Consider the following 16,411-nt stretch of genomic DNA (forward strand, 5'->3'; position numbering starts at 1 on the left):
GGGTGCGTCGGCACCCACGTGACGTGGCGGAGAGAGGGGGATTCGAACCCCCGAGACGCTCTCGCGCCTAACGGTTTTCAAGACCGCCGCATTCAACCGCTCTGCCATCTCTCCGTGCAAGGTAATGATACCATCGTTTGATCTGGAGTAACACGTGAGGAGGGAGCATGGATAAGACAGCGTCGGATGTGCTGGACGCGCATCCGGATGACGCGCGCTTCATGCGAGAGGCGCTCGCGCAAGCGCGCATGGCCGCCGAACTCGGCGAGGTGCCGATCGGAGCCGCCGTGGTCTATGAGGGAGACTGTATCGCTCGAGCGCACAATCGGCGAGAACTTGATGGAAATCCATCGGCGCATGCAGAATTCGTGGCGATGCTCAAGGCATCGGCCGTCCTCGGACGCTGGCGGCTCACGGGATGCACGGTCTATGTCACCGTCGAGCCGTGCCTCATGTGCGCGGGTCTCATGGTCAACGCCCGCATCGATCGCTGCGTCTTCGGAGCGAGCGATCCCAAGGGCGGCGCGCTCGGGACGCTTTTCGATGTGAGCCGCGATCCTCGACTGAATCATGCGTTTGGGGTGACGCGAGATGTCGAGCGAGAGGAGTGCTCCGATCTGCTGACCACGTTTTTCGCCGATCTTCGCGGGCGGAGAGCCAAGTGATCGGTTTTCGCGGCATGCGATGAGCAAGGCGGAACTTGATCGCGGAGTGGGAACCCAGCCTCTCGTGACGGGATTTCACTCGACGCGAAGGGATGAAGGGGGTACTATAGTGCAGATGTGCAATCTTCGCCGAGGAGAACTGCGCATTCGATGGGTTCGGGTGACGATATGTCTCGAACCTGGTCAGGTCCGGAAGGAAGCAGCCATAAGGGGCCTCTGACGGGCACCCGAATCCATCGAGGGCACAGCGGCGATTCTTGTGAGACTCTTGGACGCTGCGATGCGGTGCCGTGCTCGATTTCTCGTCGCATCGCGCAGCGAGTCATTCGCGGATTGCTCAGGATATCCGACCGTTCCGATAGCCGAGGGCTTATCATGCTCAAACTGCTACGATGCTTTGCCGGATCGTACCGGCGCTTCATGATTCTGGGTCCTGCCACCAAATTGCTCGAAGCCATATTTGATCTTCTGACCCCCTTGGTCATCGCGCGCATGATCGATGAGGGCGTCGGTGAGGGCGATCTCGGTTCCATCTGGGGCTATGGACTTGCGCTGTTCGCGATGGCTACGGTAGGGCTCGCCTTCACACTCGTGTGCCAGAAGATGGCGTCGCGCGCCTCTCAAGGTATCGGCACCGATATCCGCCACAGCCTCTACAGGCGCGTCAACGAGTTCTCCTATGCCGAGTTGGATCGCTTCGGTACTCCATCGCTCATCACGCGCATCACCAACGATGTCAACCAGGTGCAGCTCGCCATCGCGCTCGGCATACGTCAGCTTGTCAGGTGGCCGTTTCTCGCCATCGGATCAATGGTCGCGGCGTTGCTCATCGATGTGAGGCTCGGACTGGTCTTTCTGGTTTCCACGCCTTTGATCGGCGTGATCTTCTGGGTGGTCATGGCAAGGTGCGTGCCGTACTTCAAGAGCATGCAGAGAAAGCTCGACCGGATCGGTCTGATCACGCGCGAGGGCATCTCGGGCATCCGGGTCATTCGCGCATTCGTGCGGGAGGACCACGAGCGCGAGCGATTCCACGACGCGTCATTCGATCAAGCGTCGACCGCTATCGCCGTGGGCAGGCTCTCTTCATTTCTGAATCCCGTCACGTTCTTTATCATGTATCTCGCTATCTGCGCCATCCTGTGGCAAGGCGGCATTCAGGTGAACGTGGGCTCCCTCACCCAGGGTGAGGTCATGGCTTTTGTGAACTATATGATGCAGACGCTTCTCTCGATCGTGTATGTGGCCAATCTCGTCGTGGTCTTCACGAAGGCTGGTGCGTCCGCTTCACGCATCAACGAGGTGCTCGCATGTGAACCGAGCATCACCGACGCCGGCGGCGAGCCCGTGGAGTCGTCGAGTTCCTCCTCGGTTGCGGCGCTGCGCATGAGGGGAGCCACGTTCGCGTATCCCGGCTCGACCGTCAACTCGATCGATGACGTGACCCTCGAACTTTTTCCCGGGCAGACGCTCGGCGTGATCGGGGGGACCGGATCGGGCAAATCAACGCTCATCTCACTCATTCCTCGCCTGTATGATGTGAGAGCGGGATCGGTCGAGGTGCTCGGCGAGGACGTTCGCCATTGGCCGCTCGCTCGGCTGCGCCGCGCCATCGGTCTCGTTCCCCAGTCGGCCTCGCTCGTATCCGGCACCATCGCATCCAATCTCAGATGGCGCGACGAGAGCGCCTCAGACGATGAGCTGTGGCGCGCGCTCGATATCGCTCAGGCCGGTGAGTTCGTTCGAGACCTGGAAGACGGACTCAACAGTACCGTCGAGGCCGGTGGCAGGAACTTTTCCGGCGGTCAGCGGCAGCGGCTCACGATAGCACGAGCACTGGTGGGCTCACCGAGACTGCTGATCTTGGATGATGCGGCCTCTGCACTCGATTTCAAGACGGATGCCGCCTTGCGCAGAGCGATTCTGACGATGAGCAGGCAAGAACAGATGACATCATCTGCGATACCGCCGCTCGCCTGCGTCATCGTGTCGCAGCGCGTCTCGGCAGTGCGCGACTCCGATGTCATCTGCGTGCTCGATCATGGACGCGTGTCGGCGCTCGGCACGCATGAGGAGCTGCTGCGCACATCGCGGCTCTATCGCGAGATCGGGTTGTCGCAGCTGCGTCCCGATGAGCTCGGTGAGGCGGCCGAGGCGACTTCGGAGCAGTCGAACGCAGCCGAGCCGACCTCTGGAGCCATCGATGAGCCGTCGGCAGCATCCGCACCGCCTGCTTCAAAGACCTGATGGGGGACGACGCGATGAATCCATATGAATCAGCCGGATCGGCATCCACGGTGGCTTCCAACGTTTCCGGGCGCACGTCGAGCGCGACAGATCCGCGCGGAGGCGGTGCGCCTCGCATGCCGGTCGCTCAGGTGAGCCGCAGGCTGCTTCGTTACGTGCGACCGCATATGATGTCCTTCGTCGTCTCCTTCGTCTCGGCAGTGATATCTGTGCTGCTTCAGCTTTACGTGCCCATCCTCGTCGGACAGGGGATCGACTGCATGATCGCTGCGGGGCGCGTCGATTTTCAGACACTTGTACCGCTGCTCGAGCGGCTCGTCGCGGCGAGCCTCGGGGCGGCGGCATTCCAGTGGCTGCAGGGCTACTGCGTGAATCGTCTCACCTACGAGACCGTTCGCGACATGCGAATCGACGCGAACGACAAGATCAGCCGCATGCCGTTGTCCTTCATCGACTCCCATGCGCACGGGGATCTCATATCGCGTATCGTAAACGATGTGGACCAAGTGGGCGATGGTCTGCTCCAGGGTCTCACCCAGCTGTTCGGCGGTGTGGTCACGATCGCGGGAACGATCGTGTTCATGCTGTCCATCTCGATCCCCATCGCGATCATCGTGGTGCTCGTGACGCCCCTTTCCGTGCTCGTGGCCTCCCTCATCGCACGATTCTCCAGCAGAAGCTTCACCTCGCAGCAGCGCATCCAAGGCCAACTCGGTGGATACATCGAGGAGTTGATCGGAAGCCAGAAGCTCGTGGATGCCTTCGCGTTCGGTGATCGAGCGCAGATCGGTTTCGATCGCATCAATCGAGAGCTCTATACCGCAGGGGAGCGGGCTCAGTTTTTGAGCTCGCTGTCCAATCCCGGAACGCGCTTCGTGAACAACCTCATCTACGCCGTGGTCGCCATCGTCGGGTGCATGTGCGTCATCACCGGGGTCCCCGCGTCGCTCACGGTGGGAGAGGTGCAGATCTTCCTGTCGTATGCCAACCAGTACACCAAACCATTCAACGATGTGACAAGCGTGATCACTCAGATCCAGACGGCTTTCGCCTCGGCGCGCCGCGTGTTCAGTCTGCTCGATGCAGCAGCAGAGCCGCCGGATCCAGCCGATGCGATCGAGATCACCGATCCGAAAGGCGATGTCGACATCGATCACGTGGATTTCTCCTACATTCAGGGCAGGCGTCTGCTTCAAGACATCTGCGTGCACGCCGAGCCCGGCATGCGTCTGGCGCTCGTGGGTCCGACGGGATCGGGAAAGACCACGTTCATCAACCTGTTGCTGCGTTTCTATGAGGTCGATGCGGGCACGATCGAGCTGGATGGCCTCGACACCAGGCGACTCAGCCGCCCGAGCCTTCGCCGGGCCTTTGGCATGGTGCTGCAGGACACCTGGCTGTTTGAGGGAACCGTGCACGATAACATCGCCTATGGCAGACCCACGGCATCTCGCGATGAGGTGGAGCGTGCCGCGCGACGCGCTCATGCAGCTGCGTTCATCGATGCACTGCCGAATGGTTACGATACGATGATCTCCGAGGACGGCGGAACGTTCTCACAGGGTCAGAAGCAGCTCGTATGCATCGCGCGCGTCATGCTCACCGACCCTGCCATCCTATTGCTCGATGAGGCGACAAGTTCGATCGATACCCGTACCGAGCTGCAGGTTCAAGCTGCCTTCGATGAGATGGTCAGAGGCCGGACGAGCTTCATCGTGGCCCATCGACTCTCCACGATACGAGGTGCCGATCTGATCCTGTTCATGCGCGACGGTCGCATCGTCGAGCGAGGGTCCCACGATGAGCTGCTCGCCCGAGGCGGTGCCTATGCAGAGCTCTACAATTCCCAGTTCGCGACTGCGGAACAGCCGTAATTGAACGTGCGCTCTGGAAGAGCGATACAAAAAGACGTCCCCGGCACGTGGTCCGGAGACGTCTTTTTTGATTGCTGCCGATGTCACCGATCTCGGCCGGTGACATCGCTGTTCTTCACCGCGTGTTTCGCTTTGCCTTTTCGGCGGCGCTTTGCGTGGAGTCTGCGGCTCTGTTCGCTGAATGCTCAGCTTTGTTCTGGGCTTCTTTGGCAGCGCGACCAGCCTTTTCCTTGGTCTCCTCCGCCTTGCCCTGAGCGTCTTTGGCGGTGTGGTCCGCCTTCTTCTTGGCCTCCTCTGCCTTTCCCGAAGCCTTATCCATCGAATCTTGAGCGGCGTCCTTCGCGTTGCCCGCGACATCCTGCAGTTTTTTACCAGCGGTCTTCGCGGCGTCCTTGATCGAATCGCCGACCTCGCTCATCTTGTCACCAAAATCCTGATGCTCTTTGGCCATGTTTCCTCCTTTTGGAAAATGAATGGACGTACACAAGGTCCTACCCGTGGGGGCTGAAGTTATAAGGTGGAAGTCTGCGCAGAGAACAAGGTTCGGAAAACTACACATCTTGACGTCTCGCGCGAGAACCTCGCGTCCTCGAGGCGCTGGCGTGACGATCCTGTAGCACATGCGCACACGTCCGCGGAAAGGCCTATCATCGAAGATATCAGCAGGATTCGCCTTTCGGGCATGGGGTTGCGACGAGCTCCGATCGGCGGCGAAGGGAAGGCAGCTATGAAATACGCGATCGTGATCAACAGCAGGAGCGGCAACACGCGGCTTGTGGGCAACGCCTTGATGCGCGCGCTCGCCGAATCGAACGGGCGCGCGGAGGCGATGTATGTCGGAGACATTCCGCCGGCGGACGGCGAGACCTGCTCTGAGAAGGGCGCGTCGCAGAGCGAGCCCGCGTGCGGCAGCGTGGAGATGATCCAGCAGGCCGATACGATCCTGTTCGGTTTCTGGACCGATAAGGGCGATTGCACGCAGGATGCAGCACGCTTTCTCCAGACGCTGTCGGGCAAGCGGGTCTTTCTGTTCGGTACAGCGGGGTTCGGGGGCAGCCAAGCTTACTTCGATCGCATCTTGGCGACCGTCCGCAGCCATCTTCCAGCCGATGCGGATCTCGCAGGCAGCGTCATGTGCCAGGGCAAGATGGATGTCGCCGTGCGCCGACGCTATGAGGCCATGCTTGGGCAGGATCCGCAGGATGCGCGTGCAAAGGCCATGATCGAGAATTTCGATGAGGCGCTCGCGCATCCAGACGAGAGCGATTTTCAAACGGTGATCACGGCGGCCAAGAGCTCACTGCATCTGAGTTGAGCCGACCGAGGCATGCTCGGGTCAGGCATGTCCGGCAGGCGAGCATGACGCGCCTCATATATCGGATGTCCGACTTCGGTCTGGCCGTGCGCCTTCGGGCGGTCAGACCGAAGGCGCACTCAACGCGTCAGCTCCGAAGATTTCAAGGGCGCTCGTTCGGGGCGATGCGATGCAGCTTGTCCACGGCTTTGAATTTGGTGAACATCGGCACGTACTCGTTGAACACCGCCGAGTTCTCCAGACCGTACCAGCGAACCGGCGATCCCGCGAAGCGACGGATCGCGTATTTCAGGCTTATCGCGGCGCGCTCATGGCTGTTGACGTCCGACTCGGGTGCGAGAGTCTTTCTCAGCACGCAGAACATGAACGATCCTATGCGACCAGGCTTCTTGTAGACGGAATAGTCATGAGTCTGCGGGGGCAGCTCACCGGATGCGGACAGATCGGAGACGACTTGGCGCAGATAGGCGTTCACGCGCTGGTTGACCTTGTAGCCGAGGAACAGATGGACGCGAAACACATAATCCGTGCCGAAGTCCTCGACTGAATAGGCAAACGTGAAGGGATCCTCCATGACCTCGATGTTCAGGAACCACCATGCGCGTGCCCGCTTGGGGTGCTTGTCGAGAATCGAGTACAGCACATCGCGATCGAGAAAGTCGGTGTTCGTGTCATTCGTGAGATAGACCAAGTTGTCGCTGATCAGCTCATATGTTGTATCCGTGCGCAGCCGATCGAGCTGATTCAGATAGTTGCGCAGGGGCAGAAGCGTCGCCTGCCGTCGCTCAACGGAGGTACCGGCCAGCCAGCTCACCATGACACCCATGATAAGGGCCGCCATGAGGATCGTGAAATAGCCCCCATGGAAGAATTTCGTGAGCGACGCGACGAAGAAGAAGCCTTCGAGCGCGACGAAGAAGACGACGAAGAGCCAGGGCAGCAACCGCAGTTTCAAAACGTTGTGCAAGAAGAAGAACAGCAGCAGCGAGGTCGAAATCATGGTGATGGTGATGGCGAGCCCATAGGCCGCCTCCATATGGGCGGAGGACTGGAACAACACGACGACGATCGCGCACCCGATCCACAAGACGTGGTTGACCATGGGGATGTAGAGCTGGCCCTTCGTCTCAGCCGGATAGAAGATCTGCATATGAGGCATGAGATCGAGCCGGCTGGCTTCCGATACGAGTGAGAACGCGCCGGTGATGAGAGCCTGCGAGGCGATGATCGCCGCCATCGTCGAAAGCACGACCGCGAAGGGGCGCAGGCCGCTGCCGAGCATCTCGAAAAACGGGTTCAGATCGGCGATTCGCGCGAGGGGGGTCTCTCCGCGGTTTGCGAGCAGCCAGGCTCCTTGGCCCAGATACGAGAGAAGCAGGCAAATCTTCACGAACGGCCACGTCGCGTATATGTTGCCCCGGCCCACGTGGCCCATATCGGAGTAGAGCGCCTCCGCTCCGGTCGTGGCCAGAAAGCAGCTGCCCATGATCATGACGCCGGCGTGGTTGTTCGCAGAGAATAGAAATGAGAGCCCGTAGGCAGGGTTGAACGCCAGCAGCACCACGGGGTTTCCAGCGACGTAGATGAGGCCGCTCGCGCCTAGAAAGAGAAACCATAAGGTCATGACCGGTCCGAAGGTCCTGCCTATGCGGCTCGTGCCCGCGCGCTGGACTATGAACAGTACGGATACGATGACAAGGGTGATGATGACGACGTTGGTCTGGCTGTCTCCCATGATCGCATGCATGTCGGGAATGGTGCGCAGACCCTCGATCGCGGTCGTGATGGTAACCGCTGGCGTGAGCACGCCGTCGGCGAGCAGCGCCGACCCGCCGAGCATGGCGGGGATGATCAGCCACTTGCCGTACCGCCGCACAATGCTGTACAGAGCGAAGATGCCGCCCTCTCCATGGTTATCGGCTCGCAGAGAGATGAGGACGTATTTCACCGTGGTGAGCAGTGTGAGCGTCCAGATGACAAGAGACAGCGCACCCAAGATGAATTCCTGTGTAACCGAGTTTATGCCGCCGTTTCCAGCGAGAAGCGCTTTGGTGACATACATGGGTGATGTCCCGATATCGCCGTAGACGACGCCCAAGGTTACAAGCATCGCCGAGATCCCGATAGGGATTCTGCTCGCACTCGGATGCGCCGTGGTCCGAGGTGCTCGCTTCGGGCGCGGAGCGCTACCCTTGGAGCGATCGAGGACCGCGGCGGGAACCGCATCGGGCGGTACCGCTGTTTTATCGGATTCGAACAGGTCCATGGGCTCGGGAGGCTCTATCTCGGGTGGAATCGACATCGGGGGATGCTCCTCAGATTGGATGTTGTCAAACGCTCGCAGCAGATATTCTGCGTCACCGCATCTCTTCTCATTTTCGACGACACGACATTATAGTCGTTAGGTCGATAGCGCGCCATGCGATCGAGCTGGTATGATGGCGATAAAGAATCGCATGCGCGCAAGCCGCATCAGCGGGCTCGGGACGCGTCGTCAGTAGCGTCTATACCCATGACGCCTCATCGTCCACATCAGATGATCGATCCACGATGTAGCAGTGGTGGATTCTGGGGTTCCGAGCGAAATCCTCCGGTATGGTTTCGGCTGTGATGTCTCTGATCTCGATTCCCGCCCGCTCGAGCGCGTGCACATCCAATCTGAACGTGCGCAGATTGGTCGAGAAAACGGCTTGACCGCCGGGAGCGAGCAGATGCGCGACGCCGATGAGAAGCGATACGTGATCGCGCTGGATGTCAAAGGTGCTTCCGCCCATCTTCGTCGAGTTCGAGAACGTCGGCGGATCGCAGAAGATCAGATCCCAGAGCTCGCGGCACCGGCGCATCTCGTCGATGAAGGCTCTCGCGTCAGCGCGAATGAAGCCGTGTTCATCTCCGGTGAAACCATTGCGCGCCATGTTCTCTTCGGCCCAGTCGAGGTATGTGTTCGACAGATCGACGGTAAGCGTCTCGTCGGCCCCGCCGTCTGCCGCGTAGACGGTGGCGGTACCGGTGTAGCCGAACAGGTTCAGAAACCTTCGGTGCGCCGCTCGCTCGCGGATGATCGAGCGGGTGATGCGGTGATCGAGGAAGATTCCCGTGTCGAGGTAGTCGTCGAAGTTCACGAGGAACGTGAGACCGCCTTCTTGGATAAGCGGCAGGCAACGATCGGCAGCACCCGTGCGATCGCGGACGCTCCCGCCTGCCTTGGTTGACCTTCTGCCGTATTGCGAGCCGCCCCGCGAGCGGACGCGGGCCCTGGCGTGGACGTGCTCCGGCTCGACATCCAGGACGCGCGAAGCTATCTGCAAGATGTCCAGAAAGCGAGCTCGTGCGAGGTCGGGCTCGATGGTGGCCGGTGCGGCGTACTCGGATATGACCAGCCAGCGCCCCGCTGTGGCCTCCGCGGCGGTGTAGAGGTCTATGGATGCGGCGTAGTCGGGCAGATCGGCATCGTAGACGCGATAGCTCGACACGCCGGTGCGCGCGGCCCATCGTCTGCGCAACCGCGCGACCTTCTTGAGGCGGTGCGCGAGATGCTCGGAGCCTGGAACAAGTATGGGGATCGGTGCCCCGCAGCCGATGTCGACGCTGCCGGTAACTCGAACACCTGCGTTTTCCCCTGTGCTCGCGGTGTTGCCGACGGCATCGAAAATCGAGATGGTCGCGTCATCGCCTCCCAGCCTGATTTGATGCGTCCCGTCCGGCGCGGCCGCCATCGCGGCCTCGAGCGCCCCATCGCGCGCGACAGCGACGAGCGTGAAGTCCTTCAGCGCGGGTTGCGAGCAAACCCCGGTGATCAGCGCGATCGCAGATGCCATGCGGCCAAGCGGCGTCGCGGCCATGTCGGCGATGATGATACCGGTATCGATCCTGTCGCTCGCCCGGGCGGCTTCCGGATCTCGAGGCGACGGACTCATGGCCGCGAGCACGGCGTTCGCTTCAGGTCGCACGAACTCGACAAGGTGCCCGAGACCCGCGGCGCGCACGGTCCGTTCTGCGAGAGACACCGCATTCGCATCGGTGTCGGTGGCGACGATGCTGATCCGCCGCGATCCCATCGCCACGGCAGCCGCAGCCGTCGCGGAGCGATCGTCGGCCTCCTCGATCAGAGCCGCCCATGTCCTGTCCTCATGGGCTGCCCAGCCTTTGAATCCCCATCGTCTGCGTGTACGGCCCGCAGCCCTGTCAAGGAGCAGTCCGGCCGCCTCGAGTACGATGGCGCCTCCCCCGCATGCGAGATCGATGAGCGCGGGCGCCTCTGCGGATCCCGCTCTCATCGGAAGCTGCGCGAGCATGAGAGCGGCATAGTCAGGACGCATCATGCGACCGTTCGCGCACGCACGTGGCAGGCGATCGAACAAGGGCTCTGAGCACAGATCGAGATTCAGGCTCGCCCGCTCGCCGCGTAGCGTGAGGACGATGCGGGCATCCGGGGATGACGTATCGACCGACGGCCGCGCTCCCGTCGCGTCGACCATTCGATCGCACAGGGCATCTTTCACGCGCAAGGCGGAGAAGCGCGTATCGCGCAGCCGCTCGTTGAAGCCGCGCGCCGAGACCGATATCGTGGCGCGCGGCGCGAGGACGCGCTCCCAGCAGATATCGTATGCACCGCGATAGAGCTGCCGATCGTCGGCGGCATCGAAGCGGGCGAGCACGACGAGCACGCGACTCGCGAGTCTTGACCACAGGCAGGCGCGGTAGGCATCCGAGACCTCCCCTTCGAAGGTCACCCGACCCTTCAGTCTGCGAACGCGCTCGAGCCCCAGATCGCGAAACTCGGTAGCGAGCGCGTCTTCGAAGCCCGTCGGGCAGCTTGCGTAGAACTCCATGTCAGCGACCTTTCCGCTTGGGCGTGCCCTCATCACGATCTCGGAGCGCACCCATTATACGGCCCGAGCCCTCAGATGATCTCGGCAACGGTTTCGTTGCCCGTGTGCGCGGCCCGCCGGACTCCCGCTGGCACTGCCCTCCGAAAACACCGAGGGCTCCGGATCGGTCTGCCGATCGGGAGGGCTTCCCTACCGTCTGCGAGAGGGTCCTTGAACGCCGGTCGAATGGATCCGATAGTAAAACATGATGATATTTTCATATTCATGAAACTTTGACAGAAGAGCGGAATCGAGATCTGATACGAGAGGGGATCGCCATGGATACCAAAGTTGATCGCTCGCCTGCTCCAGAGATTGCATGCGCCCGCCTGATCGACGAGCGACGCATCGAGCTGTGCTGGAGCACACAGGTGCGTCGGGCAGACGACGAGCGCAACTTTTCAGTCATGCGCGATGGCGAGGAGCTCGAGCTCGTGCACTGGACCGCGGATATGGGCTGGGATTACGGATGCGTGTACCAAAAGGAGACCTGCTGCACCACGCTTGCCCTCCTCGCGCCGGTCGATGTCGCCGATGCCGCGCAGATCTCGGTTCGCGTGAGAGGCGAGGTCTGCGATCTTCTCGCGCGACCGGCCGACTGCACCCGGCGCTACAACCTTGAGTATCAGCCCCACTACACGACCAATCGATCGACCCGGGACGGTATCAAAATCAAAGGCAGCAAGGTCATACAATCCTACACGCTCGAGATCGCCGCGCAGATCATCGATCTCATGTTGGAGAAGCGTTGCGATATCGCGTCCAAACTCAAGGAACGGGGTGCGGAGGTGGCCGTGTACGGACTCAAATACGATGCGTATGATGTACCCGAGCATCGCATGGGCTATCTCATGGCGACCCGTCCGGTTGAGGGCTTCGGCGGTGAAGCGGAAAACGCGATAAGCTCGATCTCGGAGGCCAACCTCATTCGACTGCGCACCGGAAGGTATGCCACGAGATATCCCAACGAGATGATCTTGGTCCATGAGTTCGGGCACGCCATCCATCTCGTCGGCATCAACTTCTTGGAAGACCAGACATGCGCCGATCAGGTGCGCTCGGCGTATCGGGGTGCCTGCGAGCGGAACCTGTGGCCGGATTCCTATGCGATCTCCAACTACGAGGAGTATTTCGCGACGCTGTCCACGGTGTGGTTCGATGCGATGCAGGAGGGCATCGATGGCACATGGGACGGTATCCGCGGTCCGGTGAACACGCGCGATGAGCTCGAACAGTACGATCCCTCGGGTTATGAACTCATGAAAAGCATCTACCCCGAGAAAAGTCTTCCGCGCCCTTGGCGTTTCGGTAAGGATGACTACGATATCAACGGGCGTCCCCGCGTGTATGACCTGGATACGAAATTCGATTGGGAGTTCATCGGATAGCCGAGTCAATCCTCCATCGAGGCGCGCTCCTGTTCGGGGGGCGCGCTTGCCGTATACTCTCCAAGTCGGCAGACGATGGGACGGGCGCATCAACATGACTACAGACGGCAGGGATTGCATGACGGGTTCGACACCGGGAGAAGATATCGCGGCGGGTCGTGCCGCCACGCAACTGGGTGAGCGCTTGAGAAGTCTCAGAAAGAAGAAGGTGCTCACCATCACCCAGCTCTCCTTGTATACCGGTCTTTCGGTGGGCTTTCTCTCCAATATGGAGAACGGGATCTCAAGCCCCACCGTCGCCAACCTCACAAAGGTCTGCAATGCTTTGAATGTCTCCATCTTGGATGTGCTGGGTGAGGGGGACGCGCTCCATGAGATTGTCCGGGACGGGGAGGCCGAGATCATCGACGTCCCCGAGAGCTCTATGAAGATGAAGATCGTTGATTTCGGCGCAAACCACCGCGCATTTTCAGTGATCACGATCGAGCCGCACGCGCGACGCGTCGACGCCGTCGCGATGCATCCTTACGATGAGGCGGTGTATGTGATGCGCGGCGAGCTGGCCGTGACGATAGAGGAACGTCGATTCGAGCTGAGCCGCGGCGACTCCCTGTTCATACAAGCAAACTGCGGGCATACCATAGAAAACGATGGGACGGACGTGTCCGAGAGCATCTGGTTCGCTGTGCGCTAGCAACCTCGCGACCGTGAAGCCGGCACCCTTCTCGATCGTCGCATCCGTTTCAGTCGCAGACGGAATCTACCGTCTGCTGATTTCATGAGAATGAAATAACATTCACGGTTCATACTGGAACTGAAGGGATCCGTCGATGCGGCGCACGGGAGGAAGGAACGTTGCCATGTCAAAGGAAGGCACCCTCACCCTCAGCGAGCAGCAGCTGGTGCATGAGCTGAGGACGCAGCGCTCCTTTCTAGGTCATCCGAAGGCTGTGGGCACGCTATCATTCATGCAGCTGTGCAACTCGTTTGCCAACTACACCATGAGCGCCATCCTCATCTACTACCTCTATGCCACGAAGGTCGAGGGCGGCTTGGGGCTCTCCCAGACCGATGCCGCCCAGCTCATATCACTGTATTCCGCCCTGTCGCTGCTCGCCGGCCTCGTCGGGTCCTACGTGGCCGATCGCATCTTGGGGCCACGCGCCGGCCTGCGTCTGTCTCGGTGCGCGCAGGCCGTGGCCTATGTCGTGCTCGCCGTACCGGGTATGGGCATCCCCGGTTACGCCGCCAGCCAGATTCTGCTGATCTTCGGCGTGATGCTTTCGGGCCGCTCGCTCGAATCTGTCATGGGCAAGATGTATGAGTCCGGCGATGAGCGCAAAGACGGCGCCTTCACCATCACGTACACGATCGCTAACATCGGTGCCGCAGTGCCGGCTATCGCCGGAGCGATCTCGCTGGTCGCAGGCTATCACGCAGCGTTCGCCGTCGGAGCTGTTGTCGCCGTGCTCGGCGCGGGGAGCTACCTCCTCACCGAGAGGCGCTTCTTCGGACCGATCGGCGACAAGCCGGATGATCCGCTCCCCGCCGCCGTCAAAAGGCGGATCATGGTGGGTATCGTCGTCGCCCTCGTGGCGGCGGTCGCGATTTTGGCGCTGCTGTTCATGGGCGGATCACTCAGCATCAAGCAATTCGCGAACACGATGAGCACGGCGGCGATCTTCATCCCGATCATCTATCTCATCTATATCGTCAACAGCAGAAAGACAACGCGTGGCGAGGCCCGCCGCGTGCTGGCGCTGCTGCCGTTGTACGCTTGCAACTGCTTGTCCATGCTCGTTTGGACCCAGTCGACATCGATTCTGGCGATCTACGCCGAGACGAGCGTCGACCTGAATCTGCTCGGTTTCAAGATCAGTCCCGCGACGTTTCAGACCATCCCAGCTGTGCTGGGGCTCGTGTTCGGCTCGCTCGCTGCGCTCGTATGGGCGAGACTCGGAGATCGCCAGCCGACCAATCCCTGGAAGGTGGGAGCCGGGACTGTTCTATGGGGACTGGGCCCGGTGTTCATGTGCCTGCCGTTCATTCTGTTTCCAGCGGGCGTGAGAGTGAGCCCTATCTGGCTCGTTGCCTTCTACGTGCTCATCATCGCCGGCGAGGCGCTCAACAGCCCCACCGGGTACGCCGCCGCCTGTACCGTCGCGCCAGCCGCCTTCGCCACTCAGATGGTGACGGTCTGGTCCCTGTCGCAGTCGACCGGCGCCGGCCTGTCCACGCTCGCCTCGCAGTTCTACATCGCAGGGGGCGAGGTTCCCTATTTTCTCATCATGGGAGGTCTCACCATCGCGATGGGTCTGATTGTCGTCGCAGGGTCTCGCGCGCTCAATCGCCGCATGGGCGGAGAGGCCGACTCAAAGGGGCGCATCGAATGAGGTGCGAAAGCGCGTTGGCTCCCGGGAGAGCTCCCTGCTCTCAGCCGACGGAGCCGACCGGCGCGCTCACACGATGCCGAGGAGCCCACGTGTTTCGTTGATCGATCGAGAGGTGGTCATCTATGGCAGAGGCAGTTGCGACCCCATCGCATGAGGCGGACGTTTCGAGGGCGCTGAGAAGGCAGACCTCATTTCTCGGACATCCGAAGGCTGTCGGATCGCTCAGCTTCATGGTCCTGTGCAACTCGTTTGCGAACTACGGCATGAGTGCCATTCTCGTGTACTATCTGTATGCGCAGATCCCTACCGGCCTGGGGCTCACTCAAGCCGAGGCGGCCCAGCTCGTCTCCCTGTATTCGGCTTGCACGGTGCTCACCGGGCTCATCGGCTCCTATGTCGCCGATCGCGTGCTCGGGCCCAGAAGGGCGCTCACCATCGCGAGGTCCATCCAAGCTCTCGCTTTCACGCTGCTCGCCATTCCGTTCCTCGGTATCTTCGGCTACGCTGCCAGTCAGGTGCTGCTGTGCATCGGGACCATGGCCGCCGGACGCAGCCAGGACGCGCTCACGAAGAAGATGTACGATCTGGATGACCCGCGCTGCGACGGCGCGTTCGGTCTGCAGTACGTCATCAACAACATCGGCGCCGCCGTGCCCGCGCTCGTCGGCACCGTGGCGCTCGTGAGCGGCTACCACGTCGCATTCGCCCTGCCGGCTGCCTTGCAGATCGCCGGCGTGGTCGTGTACGTCCTCACGCAGGAGAGCTACTTCGGCCCGATCGGTCTGGAGCCCGACGATCCGATGACGCCTGCGGCGAAGCGGACGTTTCTCATCGGTCTCGCGGCAGCGGTCGCGGCAGCGATCGCGCTCGGCTCATGGGCGTTCATCTCCGGGACGGTCACGATCAGCGTGTTCGCGAACGCCGTGAGCACGGTCGCGATCTTCGTGCCGCTGTTCTATCTGGCTTACATCATCAAGAGCAAGAAGAACACGCGCGAGGAATCTCGCCACGTGATGAGCATCGTGCCGCTGTTCCTGTGCACCGCGGTCACCAACGTTGTCTTCCAACAGGCCATGGGGGTCCTGTCCATCTATTCGGAAACCACCGTCGATCGGATGCTGTTCGGGATCGAGGTCACGCCCGCCATCTTCAGCACGCTCGGAGCCGTGTTCTCCATCGTGTTCGGTAGCATATGCACGCTATTGTGGACCAAGCTCAAGCGACAGCCGACCGCCGCGGCGAAGGTCGGCTTCGGCAGCATGATCTATGGAATCGCGCCTCTGTTCATGTGCCTGCCGTTTCTGCTGTATCCAGTCGGCGTGAAGGTGAGCCCGCTGTGGATAATCGGCTTCTGGTTCATCGCCATGCTCGGCGAAGCCATAGGCTGCCCGGTGGGCTACTCCGCATCAGCCAAGGTGGCACCGGCTGCGTTCTCGACGCAGATGATCACGGTGTGGGCACTGACGGGTTCATTCGGCGGCGGCATGGCCACCATCATGGTCAACTTCTACCATGAGGGCTCCGAGGTGCCCTATTTTATGCTGCTCGGGGGCATCTGCATCGTGATCAGCCTGGCCGTCCTGGTATTCAGCAGACAGCTCGAGCGCGGAATGGGATTTGCGAGCGCAGATGAATAGCGAGTGCGACCATGAAAGGGG

11 protein-coding genes, 1 tRNA gene and 1 other RNA gene are annotated in these 16,411 nt (G+C 61.0%); 9 read left to right on the plus strand and 4 right to left on the minus strand.

All coding sequences use genetic code 11. From position 1 onward, the window contains the following. Positions 1–24: 24 nt before the first annotated feature. Positions 25–114, minus strand: a tRNA-Ser gene (locus CORGL_RS00460). Positions 115–167: 53 nt separating this feature from the next. On the opposite strand from CORGL_RS00460, the gene tadA reads away from it, so the two are divergent. The 4 genes from tadA (at position 168) to CORGL_RS00475 (ending at position 4,786) form a co-directional block, all read left to right on the plus strand. Then, the gene (gene tadA / locus CORGL_RS00465) at positions 168–665 is read left to right on the plus strand and encodes a tRNA adenosine(34) deaminase TadA (RefSeq protein ID WP_013707959.1); all 498 of its coding nucleotides are present in this window, start codon (positions 168–170) and stop codon (positions 663–665) included. A gap of 147 nt (positions 666–812) precedes the next feature. Continuing rightward, an RNA gene (ffs, locus tag CORGL_RS09505) (signal recognition particle sRNA small type) lies at positions 813–908 on the plus strand. Between the two features lie 132 nt (positions 909–1,040). After that, complete coding sequence (locus CORGL_RS00470) at positions 1,041–2,912, plus strand: ABC transporter ATP-binding protein (protein WP_013707960.1); 1,872 nt, start codon at positions 1,041–1,043, stop codon at positions 2,910–2,912. 14 nt (positions 2,913–2,926) lie between these two features. Next, positions 2,927–4,786, plus strand: coding sequence for an ABC transporter ATP-binding protein (locus CORGL_RS00475; protein WP_041738446.1), 1,860 nt, complete (start codon positions 2,927–2,929; stop codon positions 4,784–4,786). Between the two features lie 115 nt (positions 4,787–4,901). On the opposite strand, the gene CORGL_RS00480 is transcribed toward CORGL_RS00475, so the two are convergent. Continuing rightward, on the minus strand, positions 4,902–5,237 hold the full coding sequence (locus CORGL_RS00480) for a hypothetical protein (protein ID WP_013707962.1): 336 nt from the start codon (positions 5,235–5,237) through the stop codon (positions 4,902–4,904). A 276-nt stretch (positions 5,238–5,513) separates the two neighbouring features. Here CORGL_RS00480 and bilS point away from each other — a divergent pair, with 276 nt between their 5' ends. Beyond that, positions 5,514–6,101, plus strand: a complete 588-nt coding sequence (gene bilS, locus CORGL_RS00485) for a flavodoxin family protein BilS (RefSeq protein ID WP_013707963.1) — start codon at positions 5,514–5,516, stop codon at positions 6,099–6,101. A gap of 142 nt (positions 6,102–6,243) precedes the next feature. Here bilS and CORGL_RS00490 read toward each other — a convergent pair whose 3' ends face one another. Continuing rightward, positions 6,244–8,403, minus strand: a complete 2,160-nt coding sequence (locus CORGL_RS00490; protein ID WP_013707964.1) for a KUP/HAK/KT family potassium transporter — start codon at positions 8,401–8,403, stop codon at positions 6,244–6,246. A gap of 202 nt (positions 8,404–8,605) precedes the next feature. Continuing rightward, positions 8,606–10,933 (minus strand): bifunctional 23S rRNA (guanine(2069)-N(7))-methyltransferase RlmK/23S rRNA (guanine(2445)-N(2))-methyltransferase RlmL, encoded by a 2,328-nt coding sequence (rlmKL, locus tag CORGL_RS00495; protein WP_013707965.1) that lies wholly within the window; start codon positions 10,931–10,933, stop codon positions 8,606–8,608. Positions 10,934–11,250: 317 nt separating this feature from the next. Between rlmKL and CORGL_RS00500 the strand changes: the two genes are divergently transcribed. The 4 genes from CORGL_RS00500 to CORGL_RS00515 all read left to right on the plus strand — a co-directional run bounded on the left by CORGL_RS00500 (position 11,251) and on the right by CORGL_RS00515 (position 16,390). Continuing rightward, entirely contained in the window at positions 11,251–12,360 is a 1,110-nt protein-coding gene (locus tag CORGL_RS00500; RefSeq protein ID WP_013707966.1) for a hypothetical protein, read from the plus strand. 94 nt (positions 12,361–12,454) lie between these two features. Then, positions 12,455–13,054 (plus strand): helix-turn-helix domain-containing protein, encoded by a 600-nt coding sequence (locus tag CORGL_RS00505; protein ID WP_172633499.1) that lies wholly within the window; start codon positions 12,455–12,457, stop codon positions 13,052–13,054. Positions 13,055–13,220: 166 nt separating this feature from the next. Further along, the gene (locus CORGL_RS00510; protein WP_013707968.1) at positions 13,221–14,753 is read left to right on the plus strand and encodes a peptide MFS transporter; all 1,533 of its coding nucleotides are present in this window, start codon (positions 13,221–13,223) and stop codon (positions 14,751–14,753) included. 122 nt (positions 14,754–14,875) lie between these two features. Continuing rightward, on the plus strand, positions 14,876–16,390 hold the full coding sequence (locus tag CORGL_RS00515) for a peptide MFS transporter (protein ID WP_013707969.1): 1,515 nt from the start codon (positions 14,876–14,878) through the stop codon (positions 16,388–16,390). Positions 16,391–16,411 lie beyond the last annotated feature (21 nt).

It is taken from the genome of Coriobacterium glomerans PW2, assembly GCF_000195315.1.
Taxonomy (GTDB): Bacteria; Actinomycetota; Coriobacteriia; order Coriobacteriales; family Coriobacteriaceae; genus Coriobacterium; species Coriobacterium glomerans.

Excerpts from the sequence above, each read along its gene's own strand:
- tadA (WP_013707959.1), top strand. The coding sequence starts at position 168 with ATGGATAAGACAGCGTCGGATGTGCTGGACGCGCATCCGGATGACGCG.
- CORGL_RS00510 (WP_013707968.1), top strand. The coding sequence starts at position 13,221 with ATGTCAAAGGAAGGCACCCTCACCCTCAGCGAGCAGCAGCTGGTGCAT.
- CORGL_RS00480 (WP_013707962.1), bottom strand. The coding sequence starts at position 5,237 with ATGGCCAAAGAGCATCAGGATTTTGGTGACAAGATGAGCGAGGTCGGC.
- CORGL_RS00515 (WP_013707969.1), top strand. The coding sequence starts at position 14,876 with ATGGCAGAGGCAGTTGCGACCCCATCGCATGAGGCGGACGTTTCGAGG.
- CORGL_RS00500 (WP_013707966.1), top strand. The coding sequence starts at position 11,251 with ATGGATACCAAAGTTGATCGCTCGCCTGCTCCAGAGATTGCATGCGCC.
- rlmKL (WP_013707965.1), bottom strand. The coding sequence starts at position 10,933 with ATGGAGTTCTACGCAAGCTGCCCGACGGGCTTCGAAGACGCGCTCGCT.
- CORGL_RS00505 (WP_172633499.1), top strand. The coding sequence starts at position 12,455 with ATGACTACAGACGGCAGGGATTGCATGACGGGTTCGACACCGGGAGAA.
- bilS (WP_013707963.1), top strand. The coding sequence starts at position 5,514 with ATGAAATACGCGATCGTGATCAACAGCAGGAGCGGCAACACGCGGCTT.
- CORGL_RS00475 (WP_041738446.1), top strand. The coding sequence starts at position 2,927 with ATGAATCCATATGAATCAGCCGGATCGGCATCCACGGTGGCTTCCAAC.
- CORGL_RS00470 (WP_013707960.1), top strand. The coding sequence starts at position 1,041 with ATGCTCAAACTGCTACGATGCTTTGCCGGATCGTACCGGCGCTTCATG.
- CORGL_RS00490 (WP_013707964.1), bottom strand. The coding sequence starts at position 8,403 with ATGTCGATTCCACCCGAGATAGAGCCTCCCGAGCCCATGGACCTGTTC.